Origin of the sequence: Streptococcus sp. HMSC074B11, assembly GCF_001808705.1 — a bacterium.
Lineage (GTDB): Bacteria > Bacillota > Bacilli > Lactobacillales > Streptococcaceae > Streptococcus.
This window is the reverse complement of the sequence record NZ_KV794234.1, coordinates 1-12,805: the sequence shown is the minus strand read 5'-3', so window position 1 is coordinate 12,805 and position 12,805 is coordinate 1. Positions and strand designations below refer to the sequence as shown.

Annotated in this window: 18 protein-coding genes and 1 pseudogene; 8 read left to right on the top strand and 11 right to left on the bottom strand. The window is 42.1% G+C overall.

Annotation, left to right across the window (positions count from 1 at the left end; translation table 11 throughout):
• Positions 1-140 precede the first annotated feature (140 nt).
• The 7 genes from queF to HMPREF2619_RS01315 form a co-directional block, all read right to left on the bottom strand.
• A complete protein-coding gene (gene queF, locus HMPREF2619_RS01345; RefSeq protein WP_000082589.1) occupies positions 141-632 on the bottom strand; it encodes a preQ(1) synthase in 492 nt (163 codons plus the stop codon).
• Between the two features lie 19 nt (positions 633-651).
• The gene (gene queE, locus HMPREF2619_RS01340; protein ID WP_070458422.1) at positions 652-1,368 is read right to left on the bottom strand and encodes a 7-carboxy-7-deazaguanine synthase QueE; all 717 of its coding nucleotides are present in this window, start codon (positions 1,366-1,368) and stop codon (positions 652-654) included.
• Positions 1,361-1,804: a 6-carboxytetrahydropterin synthase QueD gene (gene queD / locus HMPREF2619_RS01335; protein WP_000464566.1), complete on the bottom strand. Its 444-nt coding sequence runs from the start codon at positions 1,802-1,804 to the stop codon at positions 1,361-1,363. The genes queE and queD overlap by 8 nt, the downstream gene beginning before the upstream one ends.
• A complete protein-coding gene (gene queC, locus HMPREF2619_RS01330) occupies positions 1,804-2,457 on the bottom strand; it encodes a 7-cyano-7-deazaguanine synthase QueC (RefSeq protein WP_070458419.1) in 654 nt (217 codons plus the stop codon). The genes queD and queC overlap by 1 nt, the downstream gene beginning before the upstream one ends.
• A gap of 202 nt (positions 2,458-2,659) precedes the next feature.
• The gene (trxA, locus tag HMPREF2619_RS01325) at positions 2,660-2,974 is read right to left on the bottom strand and encodes a thioredoxin (protein ID WP_001029584.1); all 315 of its coding nucleotides are present in this window, start codon (positions 2,972-2,974) and stop codon (positions 2,660-2,662) included.
• Between the two features lie 14 nt (positions 2,975-2,988).
• A complete protein-coding gene (locus HMPREF2619_RS01320; RefSeq protein ID WP_049508973.1) occupies positions 2,989-3,210 on the bottom strand; it encodes a DUF4649 family protein in 222 nt (73 codons plus the stop codon).
• Between the two features lie 95 nt (positions 3,211-3,305).
• Positions 3,306-3,686 carry a MarR family winged helix-turn-helix transcriptional regulator gene (locus HMPREF2619_RS01315; protein ID WP_070458416.1) on the bottom strand — a complete coding sequence of 127 codons (381 nt, stop codon included), beginning with the start codon at positions 3,684-3,686 and terminating at the stop codon, positions 3,306-3,308.
• Positions 3,687-3,867: 181 nt separating this feature from the next.
• On the opposite strand from HMPREF2619_RS01315, the gene HMPREF2619_RS01310 reads away from it, so the two are divergent.
• Positions 3,868-4,242, top strand: coding sequence for a CidA/LrgA family protein (locus tag HMPREF2619_RS01310; RefSeq protein ID WP_070458412.1), 375 nt, complete (start codon positions 3,868-3,870; stop codon positions 4,240-4,242).
• Positions 4,239-4,934: an LrgB family protein gene (locus HMPREF2619_RS01305; protein WP_049508971.1), complete on the top strand. Its 696-nt coding sequence runs from the start codon at positions 4,239-4,241 to the stop codon at positions 4,932-4,934. The genes HMPREF2619_RS01310 and HMPREF2619_RS01305 overlap by 4 nt, the downstream gene beginning before the upstream one ends.
• Positions 4,935-4,967: 33 nt before the next feature.
• Here HMPREF2619_RS01305 and HMPREF2619_RS11770 read toward each other — a convergent pair.
• From HMPREF2619_RS11770 to HMPREF2619_RS01290, 3 genes and pseudogenes are all read right to left on the bottom strand, one after another.
• Positions 4,968-5,246 (bottom strand): annotated as a pseudogene (locus HMPREF2619_RS11770) (hypothetical protein); the annotation flags it as partial.
• Positions 5,247-5,714: 468 nt separating this feature from the next.
• Positions 5,715-6,410, bottom strand: coding sequence for an ABC transporter ATP-binding protein (locus HMPREF2619_RS01295; protein ID WP_000173159.1), 696 nt, complete (start codon positions 6,408-6,410; stop codon positions 5,715-5,717).
• Between the two features lie 3 nt (positions 6,411-6,413).
• Positions 6,414-6,779, bottom strand: a complete 366-nt coding sequence (locus HMPREF2619_RS01290; RefSeq protein ID WP_000119157.1) for a GntR family transcriptional regulator — start codon at positions 6,777-6,779, stop codon at positions 6,414-6,416.
• A gap of 139 nt (positions 6,780-6,918) precedes the next feature.
• Between HMPREF2619_RS01290 and nrdR the strand changes: the two genes are divergently transcribed.
• The 6 genes from nrdR to HMPREF2619_RS11540 all read left to right on the top strand — a co-directional run bounded on the left by nrdR (position 6,919) and on the right by HMPREF2619_RS11540 (position 11,912).
• Positions 6,919-7,392: a transcriptional regulator NrdR gene (nrdR, locus tag HMPREF2619_RS01285; RefSeq protein ID WP_001203674.1), complete on the top strand. Its 474-nt coding sequence runs from the start codon at positions 6,919-6,921 to the stop codon at positions 7,390-7,392.
• A complete protein-coding gene (locus HMPREF2619_RS01280; RefSeq protein WP_070458406.1) occupies positions 7,393-8,559 on the top strand; it encodes a DnaD domain protein in 1,167 nt (388 codons plus the stop codon).
• Positions 8,560-9,456: a primosomal protein DnaI gene (gene dnaI, locus HMPREF2619_RS01275; protein WP_049549027.1), complete on the top strand. Its 897-nt coding sequence runs from the start codon at positions 8,560-8,562 to the stop codon at positions 9,454-9,456.
• A complete protein-coding gene (locus HMPREF2619_RS01270) occupies positions 9,453-10,166 on the top strand; it encodes an NADPH-dependent oxidoreductase (RefSeq protein WP_070458403.1) in 714 nt (237 codons plus the stop codon). Before dnaI ends, HMPREF2619_RS01270 begins: the two co-directional genes overlap by 4 nt.
• Before the next feature lie 13 nt (positions 10,167-10,179).
• Positions 10,180-11,490: a ribosome biogenesis GTPase Der gene (gene der, locus HMPREF2619_RS01265; protein WP_070458400.1), complete on the top strand. Its 1,311-nt coding sequence runs from the start codon at positions 10,180-10,182 to the stop codon at positions 11,488-11,490.
• Between the two features lie 83 nt (positions 11,491-11,573).
• A complete protein-coding gene (locus tag HMPREF2619_RS11540; protein WP_070458397.1) occupies positions 11,574-11,912 on the top strand; it encodes a hypothetical protein in 339 nt (112 codons plus the stop codon).
• Between the two features lie 266 nt (positions 11,913-12,178).
• Here HMPREF2619_RS11540 and HMPREF2619_RS01255 read toward each other — a convergent pair.
• A partial coding sequence (locus HMPREF2619_RS01255; protein ID WP_148130348.1) for an LPXTG cell wall anchor domain-containing protein occupies positions 12,179-12,805 on the bottom strand: 627 nt, incomplete at its 5' end.

Below are 12,805 nucleotides of genomic sequence, written 5' to 3'. Positions count from 1 at the left end.
AAATTAAAGAGCAAACTAGGAAGCTAGCCGCAGATTCCTAAAAGCACTACTTTGAGGTTGTGGATAAGACTGACGAAGTCAGTTACCTATATCTAATCCAAGGCGACGTTGACGCGGTTTGAAGAGATTTTCGAAGAGTATTAACGGTTGTCAATTTTCTCTGGATAAAGGTCATGTTGGAAGAGGCGTTGTTCTGCCAATCCTTCATACTTGGTTCCAGGTCTACCGTAGTTGTAGTAAGGGTCGATTGAAATGCCACCGCGAGGTGTAAATTTTCCCCAGACTTCTAAATAGCGAGGGTCTAGCAAGTTGACCAAGTCTTTCCCGATAGTGTTGATACAGTTTTCATGAAAATCTCCATGGTTTCGGTAGCTAAAAAGGTAGAGTTTGAGGGATTTTGACTCGACACAGAGCTTGTCAGGAATGTAGGAAATATAAATGGTCGCAAAGTCTGGCTGAGCAGTAATTGGGCAAAGAGAGGTAAATTCAGGGCAGTTGAATTTGATGAAATAGTCATTTTCCACATGACGATTGTCAAAGGATTCGAGGACTTCGGGTTGATATTCGAAAATGTAGTTGGTTTCTTTGTTGCCGAGGAGGCTTAGGTTTTTCATTTCTTCTTGTTGTGACATGATTTTTTTCTTTCTAATCTTAAACACCACGTTGGTTGTCGTAGAGGAGGGTATGGAGTTGAGGAAGGACGCGGACATTGCCCCAGCTATCGTCGGCAGCGACTCGTTCCCAGAGTTCTTTGAGACGGTCCAGTTGGTCTTGGACAATATTGCCTCTAGCTTTGGGCTCAGGATTTCCAGCTGATAAGAAAAGGACATCTGGTTGGTAGCGTTCTTGAATCCCTTTGGCAAAGGCTAGATCTGCATCATCAAAGACAGGGATTTTAAAGGTTACTTTGTCTGGGTCTAGTTGGGAAACAATGAAGTCCAAGGTCTCAAAGTTGACTTCCATCTTGGAGGAAGGAGGCTTAGGACTTAGAGTGACTTGGTCGATATCTTTTAACCAATGTTGCCAGCGGGATCCCTGGGTCTCAACAGCCAGAGTGACTCCACGTTCCTTGAGTTTGGTGACCAGTTGAGCCATATTGGCTGCTAGGATAGCAGGATTTCCCCCAGATAGGGTGACGTAGTCGTAGCTCCCTAATTTATCCAAGGCAGCAATGACCTCGTCAGCAGTCATACGAGTTGGTTTTTCAGAGCCATCCCAAGTAAAGGCAGAGTCGCACCAGTCGCAGTGGTAGTCACAACCAGCAGTGCGGACAAACATGGTTTTCTGGCCGATAGCACGACCTTCACCTTGAAAGGTTGGGCCGAAAATTTCCAGAACTGGTAGTTTGAGGACACGTTCCTTAGTCATCTAACCACTCCCGTCTAAACTCTGCAAAGGCAGTCGGAGTTTCATAGAGGCGAACATATTCCAAACGGAGACCGCGCTCGTCTGGCAACTCTTGGCTCATGGTTTGGAAAATCCAGTAAACCATATTTTCAGCGGTTGTATTCATGTAGGGCAGGGTTTCATTGAGATAGCGATGATCCAAGTGGGGCTCTAAGTAGTCCTTGTAGATAGCTTTGATGTCTCCGAAATCGTAGGTCATACCTCTATCATCTAAAAATCCACTGACAGCGATTTGCAGATGATAGGTGTGACCGTGTAGGGATTTGCATTTTCCCTCATAGTGAAAGAGATGGTGGGCAGCATCGAAGGTAAATTCTTTTGAGACTAAGGTTCTGTGAGGATTGTAGACAAGAGATTCCCCAGTTTCTTGTTTGATTTCTTTGGGAGCAAAAAACATCAGGCCTCTCCTTTCTGAGAGAGATAAACCTCTAAACCATGTTGGCGTAGATGGCAGGCAGGACAATCTCCACAACCAGTACCGATAATCCCATTGTAGCAGGTCAAGGTCTTCTCACGAACATAGTCAAAGGCACCGAGTTGGTCAGCTAATTTCCAAGTTTCAGCCTTGTCTAGCCACATGAGAGGTGTTTGGATCACAAAGTCGTAATCCATGGCAAGGTTGAGGGTGACATTGAGTGATTTGACAAAGACATCCCGACAGTCAGGATAGCCTGAGAAGTCTGTTTCGCACACTCCTGTCACGATATCCGTAATTCCACGCTGCTTGGCAAGGACTGCAGCAAAGGACAGAAAGAGATGATTGCGACCGTCAACGAAGGTATTAGGCACCTCTCCTTCTTTTTGCTCAATTTCTAGATCTGAAGTCAAGGCATTTTCAGTAATTTGTCCTAGCAGAGACATATCTAGGATATGATGACGAATTCCTTGTTCCTCAGCGATTTCTTTGGCCACTTGAATTTCGAGATGGTGGCGTTGGCCATAGGCAAAGGTAACGGCTTCTACCTTTTCAAAGTGTTGCTTGGCCCAGAAAAGGCAGGTTGTTGAATCTTGACCGCCGCTAAAGACGACCAAGGCTGATTGACGTTTCATAGTACTCCTTCCAAAATGGGAAATGTTCAGAGCACGCAAAAAGCTCCCTAGAGGGAGCTAAAAAATACCAAGTAGAGGTTTTTTTTAGCGATGGCATGTCCCAAACATCGTGATATTCTAGTTACAGTCTAGCATATTTTTTGAAAAATGGCAAAGGGCAAGAAAAAAGAGACCAAATGAATGCACTTGGTCTCTTCTTTGATTAGCTTAATTCAGCAACGATAGCTTTGATTTGTTCTGCTGTGTGAACACCAGCAACTTGTTTAACCACTTGTCCATCTTTTTTGAAAAGAAGAGTAGGAATAGACATGATACCAAATGAACGAGCTGTGTTTGGATTTTCATCAACGTCCATTTTAACGATCTTCAAGACATCTTCTGAGAGTTCTTCAGACAATTTGTCCAAGATTGGACCTTGCATACGACATGGGCCACACCAAGTTGCCCAGAAGTCTACCAAGACCAATCCGTCTTTAGTTTCTTGTTCGAATGTTGCGTCTGTAATTGCTTTTGCCATAGTATTTCTCCTTTTTAGTTATATTGGCTTAAATCTTGTTTCATGAGATAGAAGAAAACATCTCCGTAAGTCCCATGGTAGTCCAAATCATGCCCCTTGTAGGTTACTTTTTGGACGGGGTAATAGTCTGCGACACCAATCAGGCAGGCATGCTGAGAACGTTCAAATTCATCGTATGACTCAAAGGTCATGGTTCTCTCTTGCTTGCTGGCGTCAAGATAGGTGATTTCAATCATAGGATTCTCCTTTGCTAAATCATGTTTTCATTTTACTCCTTGAAAAAAGGAATGTCAAGAAAAATGATTGCGCACGCAAGTTTTTTAAAAATATTTTAGGTTAACCAGTTTGATTTTCTTGCTAAGCTTTCTTCAACAGCTGTTTGTAAATAAGCCAAGGTAGTCTGTCCTTCGCTTGTCAGGCAGATAAAACTAGCTCGTTTGTCCTGGTCGCAGCATCTTCGACTAAGTAAACCGCAGTTCTTGGCTTCTAAGCGAGCCACCATCCGTGAAACAGCACTAGGGCTCAGGTGTAGTTTATCTGGCAAGTCGATTTGTCTTAGGGATTTGCCTTCAGCCTGATTTAGAAAGTGCAAGAGATAAAATTCCTTGAGTGTCAAGGTTTGTTCACTCTGCTCAGCGATGGTCTCTTCTAAAATAGCTTCTAGCTCTACTTGCCTACGGTTGAAGTCAAACCATTTTTCTAAGTAAGTCATGTCCATCTCCTTTCCCTCTATAATAGTGTAATCATACTAGTGCATCTATGATGCTTGCGCACGCAATTAGTATACACCTTTTTGGCTTGGATAGCAAGAAGGATGTTTCTTATATATTTGCTTGAAATTTTCTGAAAAAAGAGTAAACTGGTATGCAGAAAGTCTATTTGTGGAGTTTACGATGAAGTTATATGTTCAGTTAATGATTCTTTTTGTGATTTCTCTAATCGGTGAAGGGATCTCCAGTTTTTTTCATTTGCCCATTCCTGGAAGTATCATCGGCTTGATTATTCTTTTTCTAGCCTTGCAGTTCAAGTGGTTGCGCATCCGCCATGTCAATATGGTTGGGAATTTTCTCTTGGCCAACATGACCATTCTCTTTCTACCTCCTGCGGTTGGAATTATGGAAAAATTTGATGTGATTGCTCCCTATCTTCTGCCGATTGTTTTGATTGTCTTTTTTGCAGCAGTGATTAATATCATCTTGATTGCGCTTGTGGTTCAATTTATCAAAAAACGCTATGAAGGTGACTACGAAGAAAGAGGTACCAAATGAGCGAATTTGTATCCAATCCCCTATTTGGAATTGCTTTATCAATCTTAGCCTATCTTGGGGGAATGATGATTTTCAGACGCTATCCTCATCCCTTAACGACTCCTTTGCTACTGTCAGCTATTTTTATTATTATCTTTTTGAAAGTGACTGGCATTTCCTACCAAGATTACTACCAAGGTGGGGTTTATCTTAATAACTTGATTGTTCCTTCAACAGTGGCTCTAGGAATTCCCCTCTATAAGAGCTTCCACTTGATGAAGCATCATGTTAGAAGTATTTTGCTGGGTAGTTTTCTAGCTGTCATCGTCAATACCTCTTTTACAGCCCTAGTCGCAAAAATCTTTGGTATGGACTTTTTCCTAGCTATTTCCCTCTTTCCTAAGTCAGTAACGACCGCTATGGCAGTAGGGATTACAGAAAAGTTGCAAGGTTTGACTACTGTGACTCTAGTAGTTGTAGTAGCAACGGGGATTTTGACCAGCGTTATCGGACCAACGCTTTTGAAATGGCTCAAGATAGACGATCCAGTAGCTGCTGGACTAGCCCTGGGTGGAACAGGTCACGCCGTTGGAACTGGAACGGCCTTCCGCTATGGACCAGTTGCAGGTGCTATGGGTGGTTTGGCTATCGGTGTCACCGGTATTCTCTATGTCTTTGTCAGTCCGATCGTAGCTAATTTGATATTGAGTTAACGCAAAAACCCAGCTCTAGTAGCTGGGCATTTTTTATTGCAAATTAACCTTATTCTTCAAGATATAGTAGGTTCCGAGATAGAAGGCTGCGCTGAGGATGAGGTCTTTAACGATTTCAAAGGAGATCATCCAATTGTAGTCGATATCTATGCGAAGGTTGAGACCAACAAAGCCGAGAACAGTTTGGATAACAATATAGGCTAAAACGGCAAGAGCTGTACGGTATTCATTGAAAAGTTGTCCGATAGAGATCGCCAAGTAGATGCAGAGGATTCCTGAAATTGTGCTGAGGATATATGAAATCACAGAAAGCCAGAAACTATCCATGTAAAATTTAAAGAGGTATTCGAGAGAAAAGATATCAAGGAAGTTTGCACCAGTCAGAACTAAAATGATATAAATACTCAAGATAAAGACTAATGAGCTAGCCAGAGACCAGATGAAAGCACCCAAAAGTTTGGATAAAATGATTTGGTGCTCAGATACGGGGAGTGTGAGAGTTAGGTATCCCTGACGATCGTAGACACTACCCTTGAAGCGACGGATGATCAAAATCAAGGTTGAAATACTTAAGGTAATGATTAGTCCACCAAAAACTAGAGCCAGAAAAACTAACATAATCATTTGTTGATCAGGTGTATCGATGGATTTTAGGGAACTAGCTTGAACCCCGATAAGGGCAGAAAGAGCCAACACAGCACCGTAGAGGGCTAAATACCATTTGTTAACATTTTTAAATTCATAACGAACTAAATTCCAAAACATAATAATCTCCTTTAACTAGGCTTTGAATTCGTGGCGGAAGAGTTGGTCGATAGACTCTCCAGACTCATAGCGAATATCATCAACATTTCCTTGACGGACGACTTTTCCATCCTTGAGGAAGATAATCTCATCCAAGATTGGTTCAATATCTGAAATCAAGTGGGTTGAAATCAAGACAGTCGAAGTTGGAGAGTAGTTGTTGATAATGGTGTTCAAGATATAGTCACGAGCTGCGGGGTCGACACCTCCGATTGGTTCATCAAGCACATATAGACGAGCATCGCGACTCATGACAAGGATCAACTGAACCTTTTCTTTGTTCCCTTTTGAGAGTTTCTTGAAACGGCTATTTTCATCAATGCCAAGGTCACGAAGAAGACCTTGAGCACGTTCCAGATTAAAATCTTGGTAGAAGGTCTTGAAATAAGTGAGAGCTTCCTTGACCTTCATTTGCTCGTTGAGGTAGGTCGTATCAGGGAGATAAGAAACAATCGCTTTAGTTGCTGGGCTTGGTTCCATGCCATTGATAAGGATACGCCCTTCCTCTGGCTGTAGCAAGCCGTTGATTAGTTTAATCAGGGTTGTCTTTCCAGAACCGTTTGGGCCAAGGAGACCAACGATTTTTCCAGCTGGAATTTCAAGGGAAACATTTGTAAGAGCAGGGCTTGCTCCATAGGATTTTGACACATTTTCAAATGCTAACAAGGTCATAGTTTAAACTCCTTCAATATAATCTCTCAAAACAGTCGGTAGTTCTTCTTTTTCATAACCAAATTCTACCATGCCTGTTACAAACTGTTGCAGCTGTTCTTCTGACAGTTGCTTACGGGATTGGAGGATCAAGTCCAAATCCTCTGTGACAAAGCGTCCAGATGTCCGCTTGGTATAAACGAAGCCTTCTCTTTCCAAGTCCGATAGGGCGCGCTGGATGGTGTTGGGATTGACACCTGCCTCGCTTGCTAATTCTCTAACGGTTGGAAGCTGTTGATTGGGCTCGAGTTTATGGGAAATAATCTGCAATTTGATTTTCTCCATAATCTGCAAATAAATGGGTTTATTGTTATCAAATGTCCAAGACATCACGATCTCCTTTCTAATTACCTTTGTGTTAATTCAATAATACAACAAAACAAAAAACTTGTCAAGCCAAAAGGAGAATTATTTTGGGAATCTCTTAAAAAATGGTATAATGAAAAGAAAACGACAAGGAGGGAAAGGCATGCGTTGTCCAAAATGTGGCGCTACAAAATCAAGTGTGATCGATAGTCGCCAGGCTGAAGAAGGAAATACAATCAGAAGAAGACGTGAGTGTGAAGAGTGTCAGCATCGTTTTACAACCTATGAACGTGTTGAAGAGAGAACACTAGTTGTGGTCAAAAAAGATGGTACACGGGAACAATTTTCAAGAGATAAAATCTTTAACGGGATTATTCGTTCAGCCCAGAAACGTCCAGTGTCTAGTGATGAGATTGGCATGGTGGTCAATCGCATCGAACAAAAACTCCGTAGTCGCAATGAAAATGAAATTCAGAGTGAGGTTATTGGTTCCTTGGTTATGGAAGAGTTGGCAGAGCTAGATGAGATTACTTATGTCCGTTTTGCCAGTGTTTACCGTAGTTTTAAGGATGTGAGTGAACTTGAAAGCCTACTCCAGCAGATCACACAATCTTCAAAAAAGAAAAAGGAAAAATAAATGAAGCCAAATGACCGTTTTTCTTTTGTAAAGAATAATCGGGTGTCGCAAGATACCTCATCAATGGTGCAGTGCTACCTCCCGATTATCGGTCAGGAGGCGCTGAGCCTCTATCTTTATGCTGTGACTTTTTGGGATGATGGTCAAAAGGAGCATCTCTTTGCAGCTATGCTCAACCATCTGAATTTTGGGATGGATAGTCTTTTAAAGGCTTTTAAAACTCTGACAGCCATGAAATTGGTGACCCTCTATCAGCAGGGGGATACCTATAATTTGTTACTCCATTCTCCCTTATCAACTCAAGAATTTTTACAACATACAGTTTATCGGACCTTGTTAGAAAAAATGATTGGGGATAGTGCGGTTGCAGCCATGAGACAGGAAAGTGTTGAAGGGGAACCTATCTCGGTGTCCTTGAGTCAAATCTTTCCTCAGTTATCTGAGTCTGCGAGTCAAGAAACCTCTAGCAGTCAGCCAGCAGCAGATGATTTTGATTTGGAGCATTTCCGTCAGCTCATGGCTCGTGATGGTCTTCGTTTTCAAGATGAGACTTCGGATGTTTTGGCCTTGTTTGCAATAGCAGACGAGCAGAAGTGGACCTGGTTTGAGACTTATCAAGTAGCCAAAGCGACAGCAGTGTCGCAAGTGATTTCTGTCAAACGCATCCGTGAAAAGATAGCGCAAAAGCCTGTGACTTCTGACTTTAGTCCTAAGGAAGCAACTATTATCCGAGAGGCTAAGAAAAAGACAGCCTTGCAGTTCCTTGCTGAGATTAAGCAGACCCGCAAGGGAAGTATAACTCAGACTGAACGAGACCTGCTCCAGCAGATGGCGGCCTTGGGCTTGCTGGATGAAGTAATCAATGTTATCTTGCTCTTGACCTTTAATAAGGTTGATTCGGCTAATATCAATGAAAAATACGCCATGAAGGTGGCTAATGACTACGCCTATCAAAATATCCGTAGTGCAGAGGAGGCAGTTCTCCGTATTCGTGAACGTGGCCAAAAAGCAAAAACGCAAAAGCAGAATCAGAATGCCCCAGCAAAAACCAATGTACCTAAATGGAGCAATCCTGAATATAAGAATGAAACTAGCGAAGAAACTCGCTTAGAACTAGAACGTAAGAAAAAAGAAATGTTAGCTCGATTAGAAAAAGGAGGAGACTAGATGGAAAGTGTCGGAGACGTGCTCAAACGTCAACCAAGCCGATTTCAGTATCAGGATTTAGTCCAGCAAATTGTGAAGGACCCTGATGTTGCAGCCTTTATCCAGAAAGAATCTCTCAGTCAGGAGGAGTTAAACCGTAGTATTTCCAAGTTTAACCAATACATCACTGAGAGAGATAAGTTCCTCCGAGGAGATACAGATTATATCGCGCGTGGCTACAAACCTATCCTAGTCATGAATCATGGCTATGCAGATGTCTCTTATGAAGAGACTCCAGAGCTAATTGCAGCGGAAAAAGAAGCAGCGATTAAAAACCGTCTCAAGCTAATCAATCTTCCAGCTAGTCTTAAAAAAGCTAGCCTAGCTCAAGTTGATTTAGATGATTTGGGGCGCTTGCCAGTTTTTGAAAAGCTCCTAGCCTTTGTGGAGCAATATCCAGCTATTCGAAAAGGTCTCTACTTATATGGAGACTTTGGTGTGGGTAAAAGTTTCATGGTGGCTGCCCTAGCCCATGATTTGTCAGAAAAACGTGGCGTTTCATCAACTCTCCTCCACTATCCGAGCTTTGTCATCGATGTCAAAAATGCCATCGGTGATGGCAATGTCAAGACCTTGGTGGATGAGATTAAGCTTGCTGAAGTCTTGATTTTGGATGATATTGGTGCCGAGCAATCAACAGCTTGGGTGCGTGACGAGATCCTGCAGGTTATTCTCCAATATCGTATGCAGGAAGATTTGCCAACCTTCTTTACCTCCAACTTCAACTTTGAAGATTTGGAGAAGCATTTCGCTAAAGGGAAAAACGGAAATGACGAAACCTGGGAAGCTAGACGCGTCATGGAACGCATTCGTTATTTAGCAGAGGAAACAAGACTTGAAGGAGAAAACCGCCGATGACAGAAACAATCAAATTAATGAAGGCTCACACTTCAGTGCGTAGATTTAAAGAGCAAGAGATTCCCCAAGCAGACTTGAATGAGATCTTGGCAGCTGCCCAAATGGCTTCTTCTTGGAAAAATTTCCAATCCTACTCGGTCATTCTTGTCAGAAGTCAAGAAAAGAAGGACGCCTTATTTGAGCTAGTTCCTCAGGAAGCGATTCGCCAGTCTGCAGCATTTTTACTCTTTGTTGGTGATCTAAACCGTGCAGAAAAAGGGGCTCGTCTCCATACGGATATTTTCCAACCTCAAGGGGTGGAAGGACTCCTCATCACTTCAGTAGATGCGGCTTTGGCTGGACAAAATGCCTTGCTTGCGGCAGAAAGCTTAGGCTATGGTGGAGTGATTATCGGTTTGGTGCGTTACAAGTCTGTTGAGTTAGCAGAATTGTTCAAGCTTCCTGACTATACCTATCCAGTCTTTGGGATTGCACTCGGTGTGCCAAATCAACAGCATGATGTGAAACCAAGACTGCCACTAGAGAATATTGTCTTTGAGGAAGAATACCAAGAACAGTCAACTGAGGCAATTGAAGCCTATGACCGTGTACAGACTGAATATGCAGGTGCGCGTGCGACTACAACTTGGAGTCAACGTTTGGCAGAGCAATTTGGCAATCCAGAACCAAGCTCGACTCGAGAAAATCTTGAGCAGAAGAAGTTATTGTAGAAAGTGAGAAAACATGGCCTTACCAACTGTTGCCATTGTGGGACGTCCCAATGTTGGGAAATCAACCCTATTTAACCGTATCGCGGGAGAACGCATCTCAATCGTAGAAGATATTGAAGGTGTAACACGAGATCGTATCTATGCCACAGGTGAGTGGCTCAATCGTTCTTTTAGTATGATTGATACTGGAGGTATCGATGATGTCGATGCGCCTTTCATGGAACAAATCAAGCACCAGGCAGAAATTGCCATGGAAGAAGCAGATGTTATCGTCTTTGTCGTGTCTGGTAAAGAAGGAATTACAGATGCGGACGAATACGTTGCCCGTAAACTTTATAAAACTCATAAACCAGTCATCCTAGCCGTTAACAAGGTTGACAATCCAGAGATGCGAAATGATATCTATGATTTCTATGCTCTTGGATTGGGCGAACCTCTACCAATCTCTTCTGTTCACGGTATCGGGACAGGGGATGTGCTAGATGCTATTGTGGAAAACCTCCCACATGAAGTTGAAGAAGAAAATCCAGATGTTATTAAATTTAGCTTGATTGGTCGTCCCAATGTTGGAAAATCTAGCTTGATTAATGCCATTTTGGGAGAAGATCGCGTCATTGCCAGCCCTGTCGCTGGTACCACTCGTGATGCCATTGATACCCATTTTACAGATGCTGACGGCCAAGAGTTTACCATGATTGATACGGCTGGTATGCGTAAGTCAGGTAAAGTCTATGAAAATACTGAGAAATACTCGGTTATGCGTGCTATGCGTGCTATTGACCGTTCAGATGTAGTTTTGATGGTCCTCAATGCCGAGGAAGGTATTCGTGAGTATGACAAGCGTATCGCTGGCTTTGCCCACGAAGCTGGTAAAGGGATGATTATCGTGGTCAATAAGTGGGATACTCTTGAAAAAGACAACCACACTATGAAAAACTGGGAGGAAGATATCCGTGAGCAGTTCCAATACCTGCCTTACGCACCGATTATCTTTGTATCAGCTTTAACCAAGCAACGTCTCTACAAACTACCTGAGATGATTAAGCAAATCAGCGAAAGTCAAAATACCCGTATTCCATCAGCTGTCTTGAATGATGTGATTATGGATGCTATCGCCATCAACCCAACACCGACCGACAAAGGGAAACGCCTCAAGATCTTCTATGCGACTCAAGTGGCAACCAAACCACCAACCTTTGTCATCTTTGTCAACGAAGAAGAACTCATGCACTTCTCTTACTTGCGTTTCTTGGAAAATCAAATTCGCAAGGCCTTTGTTTTTGAGGGAACCCCAATCCATCTCATCGCAAGAAAACGTAAATAAAAAAGTAGAATCTGGAATGACATTTCCAGATTTTTTTGATAGAATGAAGCTAAAGAAAAAGCTATCGAAAAGAGGTGTCGATAATGAAACTGTCGTTTAATCAATTGATACTCTTATTTCCTTGCTTTTGCTTTTTCTATTGGATAGACAATGCTGATAGAAACAGTAAGTTTTTCCCCATCATCTACTATTTCTACTGGATTTATTTTTCCCTTTTAGCTCTATTTAGCCTGGATTTGACAATTTTTTCATTCTTATTTTTCCCTCTTGTTCTGAAACATGTATCAGATACGAGTGCTTGGGGTGTTTGGTTGCTGTTGATAGTCCTATCTCTAAGCAGTGACTGGCTAGACTACATCTTCTTCAAAAAAATGTTTCGTTTGAGACGGGAGTTAGGGAAATCTAAAGGCGGAAGGCATTGATTTATACTCTTCGAAAATCAAATCCGCAAGACCTTTGTCTTTGAAGGAACACCGATTCACCTAATCGCAAGAAAACGGAAGTAGTGGATGTAAAAAAACGGTAGAACATCAAGACTTGTTCTACCACTTATCTACCCCACCAAATTATTTTCAAAAGGTGTGAATAGGATTTGATTTGTAGTATATTATTGAAATAGAAAAAGGATGGAATGATTTTCCATCCTTTTTTATAGCGGAATAAATCTATATTCCTAGGGGGACAATGTTTAATCTTTCTTACCTTTTAGTAAGAAGGTAGCCGATAAGGCTAGGCTGAGACCTGCTATAAAGAGGAGAGGGCTAGCTTGTTCACCTGTGGCTGGGAGTTGTTTGTCATTCGTAGAGACCTGATCATTTGCTTCATTACTTTCAACTAATGGTTTTGTGGTTTCTAGGTTTCTTTCTTCCGTATGAGCTGGGACAGGTTTAACAGTTGAGCCTTCTGTCTTGTAGACAATAGCGTAGGTGCTCACGTCAAAAGTAATAAACTCAATCATACCGTCTCGAATGGTGAATTCTTGTGGTTTTAATTCATTTGTTGAAGTTAATTGATAGAGTTCTTGAATATCACCGGATACTGGTAGTTGAACGAGTACAGCACCTTTGGGTTGAACTGGCTGTCCATCTTTATCCTTAAGTTGAAGAGCGTAAGCATCGTATTTCTTGCCCAAGAGTTCTTTATTTTCAACTTTTTGACTGTCGAGGTAGCTTGCGCCTCCTAGTTCAGTTGTGCCACTAATAACTTGAACTCTTGTAGTCTTGTCTTTCAATACTTTGAGTTTAAACTCAGGAACTGTGTTACTTGGCGCGGTTTGACCACTACCTGTTCCAATAGGTTTGGTATATTCAGGTCT

Excerpts from the sequence above, each read along its gene's own strand:
- queF (WP_000082589.1), bottom strand. The coding sequence starts at position 632 with ATGTCACAACAAGAAGAAATGAAAAACCTAAGCCTCCTCGGCAACAAA.
- queE (WP_070458422.1), bottom strand. The coding sequence starts at position 1,368 with ATGACTAAGGAACGTGTCCTCAAACTACCAGTTCTGGAAATTTTCGGC.
- queD (WP_000464566.1), bottom strand. The coding sequence starts at position 1,804 with ATGTTTTTTGCTCCCAAAGAAATCAAACAAGAAACTGGGGAATCTCTT.
- queC (WP_070458419.1), bottom strand. The coding sequence starts at position 2,457 with ATGAAACGTCAATCAGCCTTGGTCGTCTTTAGCGGCGGTCAAGATTCA.
- trxA (WP_001029584.1), bottom strand. The coding sequence starts at position 2,974 with ATGGCAAAAGCAATTACAGACGCAACATTCGAACAAGAAACTAAAGAC.
- HMPREF2619_RS01320 (WP_049508973.1), bottom strand. The coding sequence starts at position 3,210 with ATGATTGAAATCACCTATCTTGACGCCAGCAAGCAAGAGAGAACCATG.
- HMPREF2619_RS01315 (WP_070458416.1), bottom strand. The coding sequence starts at position 3,686 with ATGACTTACTTAGAAAAATGGTTTGACTTCAACCGTAGGCAAGTAGAG.
- HMPREF2619_RS01310 (WP_070458412.1), top strand. The coding sequence starts at position 3,868 with ATGAAGTTATATGTTCAGTTAATGATTCTTTTTGTGATTTCTCTAATC.
- HMPREF2619_RS01305 (WP_049508971.1), top strand. The coding sequence starts at position 4,239 with ATGAGCGAATTTGTATCCAATCCCCTATTTGGAATTGCTTTATCAATC.
- HMPREF2619_RS01295 (WP_000173159.1), bottom strand. The coding sequence starts at position 6,410 with ATGACCTTGTTAGCATTTGAAAATGTGTCAAAATCCTATGGAGCAAGC.
- HMPREF2619_RS01290 (WP_000119157.1), bottom strand. The coding sequence starts at position 6,779 with ATGTCTTGGACATTTGATAACAATAAACCCATTTATTTGCAGATTATG.
- nrdR (WP_001203674.1), top strand. The coding sequence starts at position 6,919 with ATGCGTTGTCCAAAATGTGGCGCTACAAAATCAAGTGTGATCGATAGT.
- HMPREF2619_RS01280 (WP_070458406.1), top strand. The coding sequence starts at position 7,393 with ATGAAGCCAAATGACCGTTTTTCTTTTGTAAAGAATAATCGGGTGTCG.
- dnaI (WP_049549027.1), top strand. The coding sequence starts at position 8,560 with ATGGAAAGTGTCGGAGACGTGCTCAAACGTCAACCAAGCCGATTTCAG.
- HMPREF2619_RS01270 (WP_070458403.1), top strand. The coding sequence starts at position 9,453 with ATGACAGAAACAATCAAATTAATGAAGGCTCACACTTCAGTGCGTAGA.
- der (WP_070458400.1), top strand. The coding sequence starts at position 10,180 with ATGGCCTTACCAACTGTTGCCATTGTGGGACGTCCCAATGTTGGGAAA.
- HMPREF2619_RS11540 (WP_070458397.1), top strand. The coding sequence starts at position 11,574 with ATGAAACTGTCGTTTAATCAATTGATACTCTTATTTCCTTGCTTTTGC.